5 protein-coding genes and 1 pseudogene are annotated in these 6,006 nt (G+C 37.3%); all 6 read right to left on the reverse strand.

Annotated elements, in window-relative coordinates; translation table 11 throughout:
- Window positions 1–397 (reverse strand): annotated as a pseudogene (locus HT687_RS10740) (N-acetylmannosamine-6-phosphate 2-epimerase); the annotation flags it as partial.
- A 179-nt stretch (window positions 398–576) separates the two neighbouring features.
- On the reverse strand, window positions 577–1,680 hold the full coding sequence (locus HT687_RS10745; protein WP_023935702.1) for a Gfo/Idh/MocA family oxidoreductase: 1,104 nt from the start codon (window positions 1,678–1,680) through the stop codon (window positions 577–579).
- Between the two features lie 230 nt (window positions 1,681–1,910).
- Window positions 1,911–2,744, reverse strand: coding sequence for a carbohydrate ABC transporter permease (locus tag HT687_RS10750; RefSeq protein WP_023935698.1), 834 nt, complete (start codon window positions 2,742–2,744; stop codon window positions 1,911–1,913).
- Window positions 2,744–3,628, reverse strand: coding sequence for a sugar ABC transporter permease (locus tag HT687_RS10755; RefSeq protein WP_000237984.1), 885 nt, complete (start codon window positions 3,626–3,628; stop codon window positions 2,744–2,746). The genes HT687_RS10750 and HT687_RS10755 overlap by 1 nt, the downstream gene beginning before the upstream one ends.
- A gap of 78 nt (window positions 3,629–3,706) precedes the next feature.
- A complete protein-coding gene (locus HT687_RS10760) occupies window positions 3,707–5,044 on the reverse strand; it encodes a sugar ABC transporter substrate-binding protein (protein WP_138707170.1) in 1,338 nt (445 codons plus the stop codon).
- 18 nt (window positions 5,045–5,062) lie between these two features.
- Window positions 5,063–5,515, reverse strand: coding sequence for a YhcH/YjgK/YiaL family protein (locus HT687_RS10765; RefSeq protein WP_138707171.1), 453 nt, complete (start codon window positions 5,513–5,515; stop codon window positions 5,063–5,065).
- Window positions 5,516–6,006 lie beyond the last annotated feature (491 nt).

Consider the following 6,006-nt stretch of genomic DNA (forward strand, 5'->3'; position numbering starts at 1 on the left):
GGTTAGGATATTTCTCCTTGACCTGACGAATGAACTCTTGAATTTCCAAACCATCGTAGCGTTCACGCTTGGTACAATCCAGAGCAATCACCTCGATGTCCAGTTCTGCCAATTCATCAACTTCTTTCATAGTAGCCGTGATGAAGGGTTCTTGTGGCGGATAATCTCGTTTGATTATCCCAATAATCGGAAGTTTGGTGACTTCCTTAATTTCCTTGATATCGCGAACACTATTGGCTCGGATACCGACTGCTCCACCTTGCTCAGCCGCTTTGACCAGCAAGGGAATCACCCCTCCCGCTTCTGTATAAAGCGGTTCATGAGGAAGAGCCTGACAAGAAACGATGATTCCATCTTTGATTTGTTCAATCAAGGCTTCTTTACTAATCTGTGGCATCTTCTTTCCTCCCTTTCTTTTTTCTTTATTTCTATGAGATTATTATACCTTAAAATTAAAACGCTTTCAATAGTTTGTAGTATAATAGATTTCAGTTTCAAAAACTAGCCAAGTCAAACAGCTCCTCTAAAAGTACTTTCAGAGGAGCAAGTCGACCTATAATAGGAGAATACCAAAATTTAGTTTACAATTTCTGACAATTTTACTTTGCGATCTTCAAACATAGACTGGGTACAAGCATCTGCAGTAGCAATTGCTTCTAGGGCAGCTTCACCTGTCAAAAGTTTTGCAAATTCTTCTGATACTGGAGCTCCTTCCATAATCTCATGCAGATAGCGCATTTCTTTATCAATGACAGATGATAGCCATAATGGAGTACGTTTACCTGGTTTACCATAAGCAATTGCTCCATCCATCTCTGTACTATGATAGATACGAGTCCGATCATCATCTTCTTCTTGCGATTCGTGAATCAAGAAATAGCTTTCTTGCCCATCTAGCTTAAGAGTTCCTTTACAGTTGAATAAGTCTAAGCGGATGGCACCTTTGCTTCCTTGGATTAAGACATAATGTTCACCCCAACGATAAGCTGAACCCCATTCTAACAAAGCAAAACGCTTATTAGAAAATTCCATATTGACAAAAATCATATCATCTTCATCACCGAAATGTTCACCTTCATGGGCCACATTTCCACCTGTCATGGTTACAGTTTCAGGCATGCTCCCCATAAGGAATTGAACGCAATCCAATTCATGGATGTGGTGATACAAGTGACCACCTGATTTTTCACGAATTTTTTTCCATGATACGGACGGTTGTTGTTCTTCCCAACCATTACGAGCTGTATGACAATATAGAACGTCTCCGATAACTCCTTGATTAATGAGTTCTTTTGCATGATGAACACCATTAAAGAAATTCATAATATGTCCTGCCATAAAGGTTACATTGTTTTCTTTACACGCATCTACCATCTCGCGACAATCTTGATAAGAAAGCGCAATTGGTTTTTCACAGAAAACATTTTTACCATGCTGTGCAGCCTTAATAACCGGTTCTTTATGAAGATTATTTGGAGTTGCGACGATAACACAATCTACTTCATCGCTAGAAACCAACTCATCTAGGGAACTTGCTACTTTTGCTCCCAATTCTTCTGTAATTACTTCTGCATTATCTGGATCATAGAGAAGAGTAATCTCTGCTCCATCATTCTTTTGCATATAACGAGCCAATTCAGCTCCAAAATACCCTGTTCCAACAACACCATATTTAACCATGTTTTTCTCCTTTATTATTGAATAAACTTTCTAATTTTAACTTATACTCTTCAAAAATCTCTTCAAACCGAGTCAACGTCGCCTTACTGTGCGTATGGTTACTGACTTCGTCAGCTTCATCTACAACCTCAAAAACGTGTTCTGAGCTGACTTCGTCAGTTTTATTTGCAACCTCAAAGCTGTACTTTGAGCAGCCTGCGGCTAGTTTGCTCTTTGATTTTCATTGAGTATTACTTCACAGATCCTTCTGACAATCCACTTGCAATCTTATTTTGGATGACAGAGAAGAAAATGATTGATGGAAGAACTACAATAACAGACGCTGCCATCATATCTCCCCAGTCTAGTATTTCTGAACCATTAAGTGAACGAAGGGCTACTGCTACTGTCATCTTTCCTGTATTGTTAATCAAAATCAAGGCATACAGGAATTCATTCCAAGCATTGATAAATGTATAAATAGCTGTTGCTACAATACCTGGTGCTACAATCGGTAGCACAACTTTATAAAACGTTACAAATTTATTTGCACCATCAATTCGAGCTGCTTCTTCAATTCCAATTGGAACTGTTTGGAAAAATCCAACTAAGAGCCAAACTGCATATGGAACACTAAAAGATAGATAAACCATCATCAAGCCAAATAAACTATTTGTTAACCCAACTTTAGCAATGGCAATTGAATAGGGAATTGCTAACAAAATTGGTGGGAAAATATAGGTAATGACGAGTAGTCTCGACATGATTGCTCCCAATTTAGGAAAGAATCGAACAATACCGTAGGCTGCCATAGCAGAAATAATAATCGCAATAAGGGTTGTAGCTAAGGCAATGATTAAACTATTTCGAATGTTATCAATAAAGTGCAAATCGTTGATAACATGTATAAAATAATCTAATGTAAACTGTTCAGGCCAAAATCGTGTTGGATACTGAGTCAATTCCCCTTTCCCCTTGACAGACGATATGATAATCCATACCAATGGGAAAATTGCAACAATAGTCGCACCAATCAAGAGTGCATGTGAGAGAATATCTAAATAAATACTGGATTTCTTCTTCATTATTTTCTACCCTCCTTTTCCCACTTACTGATGATAGCAAAGTAGATAAAGCAAATCGCCATCAAGAAGATAAAGAGCAACACTGTAACTGCTGAAGCACGACCCAACAATTTAGTGCCCCAACCCAGATTGTAAGCAAAAATTGGAAGCGTCGTTGTAGCATTAGCCGGTCCACCACCCGTAATAAGGTAGATAATGTCAAAGTTATTAAAGATCCATACAGTTCTCAAAACAACTAGAAGCCCTACAACCACTTTAATATGTGGAAAGACGATAAACTTGAACACCTGCCAACTTGAAGCACCATCTATCTTAGCAGCCTCAAATTGTTCTTCTGGTACTGTTTGCAAAGCTGAAAGCACATTAACCATAATCATCGGCGCTCCAAACCAAATGTTGATAAACACCAAACATAGGAATGCCCATGTACTATCTGTCAAAAATGCAGGTGTATGTTCCATTAAACCTAATTTTACGATTAGATTAGGTAAGTAGCCATAAACCCCGTTTAGAATCCACTGCCAAGAGAAGGCAATAACGATGGTAGGAAATGCCCAAGGAACAATCAATAAGGTCCTATATAATTTCTTGAAGTGGCGTACTCTGTGAAGAGCTAAAGCCAATACAAACCCTACTAAAACTTGACCAACTAATGAGAAAATGGTCCACTTAATTGAATTAAAGAACGCATTAAAGAAGTTGGGATCTGATAGCACAGCTTTATAGTTAGCTAAACCAACAAATTTATAATTGGGCATAATCAAATGCTTATTGGTAAAGCTATAAAAAATACTCGAGAAAAACGGATAAACAAAGAGTAATCCTACGATAATCATAGCTGGCAAAACAAATATCCAGCGAGTTAAATTACGTTCTTTAACCATTCTCCTTCTCCCTTCTTTTACAAGATTGGGCTAGGGCTTTTCAGCTCACTAGCCCACCTATTTTCTAGTCTTTTACATCTACTGAACAGCCTCAAATAAATCGTTTAATTGTTTTTCTGCTTCTTTTGCAGCTTTCATAGGATCTGTTCCATTTGTAATGATATCTTGGAACATTTGTTCAATAATGTGTTGGTTAGTCAACATACCAGCTTGTACACTTGGTCCATTTTCATAACCAATAGCAGTACCTTTTTTAACAGCTTCAGTAATCACTTCTTCAGCATGTTTAAATTTCTTACGAGTTTCATTTTCTTTATAGGCTGCAGAATCGCTAATCCCCTTAATAGTTGGCAACATACCTACTGGAGTTGAATCAAGGAATTTAACGTAGTCTTCTTCATTATAAAGTGATTCTAAGAATGCTTTAGCAACTTCTGGGTGTTTTGAATTTTTCCAAACAACCATTGGAATGTTTGAAGTTTCAATTCCTTGGTCCTTATCAGATTCTTTGATTTTTGGAATAGGATAAGCATCAATCGAATCAATCAATTGAGGACTGTTGGCATTGATTCCTCCAATATGGAAGCCAGAGTTAAAGTCAAATGCTGTTTTTCCTTGATAGAACAAGGTAGCTTGTTGAAGGACATTAAAGTTCAAAGAATCTTGAGGTGAAATTTCTTTATACATTTTAACCCAGTATTTAATACCATCTTGAGCAAGTTGACTTGTCAAATCCGCTTTAAGATCTTTTGTTAAGAGGCTTCCTCCACCACTACGTACGTAGAAGTTCAAGAAACGTGTTGCCATTAAGTCATTTGTTCCGAACGGAACAGACAAGCCATAAACTCCAGCTTCTTTCAATTTTTTAGAAGCTTCATAGAGTTGATCCCAAGTTTTAGGAACCTCAATATTATGTTCTTTTAACAAATCTGTTCTAACCCACATGACTTGTGCATGTGAATAAAGAGGAACAGAGTAGTAATCATCTCCGATTTTTGCTTCATTTAAGGCAGTTTCGTTAAATTTATCCTGTCCAATACGCTTGATAGAATCATTTAGCGGAACCAAAGCATCTGAGTTGACCATTTCCATTACTTGGTTAGGAAGAGCTGTACTGATATCTGGCACATTTCCATTTGCTAAACCTGTAGTCCATTTAGTATAGAAGTCATTCCAAGAAAATGTTTCAATCTTGATTTTCGTTTTTGGATGCTTTTGCATGAAAGCATCTGCTGATTTTTGAATACTTTCTAAACAGGGTCCTTGAGTAAAGGAGTGCCACATTGTAATCTCACCAGATAATTCTGTCGGTGGTTCAGTACTAGTTGTAGCTTCTTTTTTTCCTGAACAAGCTACCAAGGCAACGGCTGCTAGCGCAACTCCAGCTAGACATAAAAACTTTCTCATTTTTTTCATCGTTCTTCTCTTTCTACATTAAGAAATCGCAACTTTAAAGACAATTTTTTTCACAGGTTCATCATTTATACGAACCTTGGGTTGATGTAAATCTTCTGGAAAAGTGATGAGGCATTCGCCAGCTCTCAAATGAACCAACTGTTCCACTTTCCCTGTGTATAATTCAATATCCTTCTCTTCATCATACTCTTGGGTAACGCTTACATTTTCTGGCGACGTAACAGCCATGGCTTCTTCGTTTTCCAAAACTAAATGAATATCCAAATATTTTTGGTGAGTTTCAAAGAAGGCTCCTGCTTGACCGTCTGCTAGATAAGTAAAGCAATTCCCAAACAATCGATCACCATCGATAGCAATCGAACCTTCTGTTAAATTTTCTAGTCCTGTTTTTTCTAGAAAATCTATCAATGTTGCAAAATGTGGATTTACTCCCACATAAGTTTCTAAACGGCTAATTTTTGTAATAATCATCTCTTCTAACCTCCTTTCTCAATCTATTTTTCCTATCCAAGTTCCCCATTCTTCTGTCTAGCATTTTCTACTAGAAGGACATAAAAACACTACACTCTCTAACCTATACTCTTTGAAAATCTCTTCAAACCACAGTCGCTTCACCTTGGATTATATAGGTCAGTCTTATCTACAACCTCAAAGCGGTGTTTTGGGCAATCTACTGCTAGCTTGCTAGTTTCTTCTTTGATTTTCATTCAGTATCTCCTCAATCTTCACAAGGAGGTCTGATTTTTCTAGCGACAAACAGAATAAATAAGTTAGTTCAATGAGCTACCTTCCTTATAGATGAAATTGATATTCATGAAGGAAGTCCGCCCTTTATTTTTTGCAAAAGATACTAGTATGAATCTATTTGGGAAATTGAATTTATAAGCTGCTCACTTATACTCTTCGAAAATCAAATTCAAACTGCGTCAACGTCGCCTTGTCGTACTCAAGTACAGCCTGCG

The sequence above is a fragment of the Streptococcus sp. 1449 genome (genome assembly GCF_013276805.1).
In the GTDB taxonomy this organism is placed as follows: domain Bacteria; phylum Bacillota; class Bacilli; order Lactobacillales; family Streptococcaceae; genus Streptococcus; species Streptococcus pseudopneumoniae.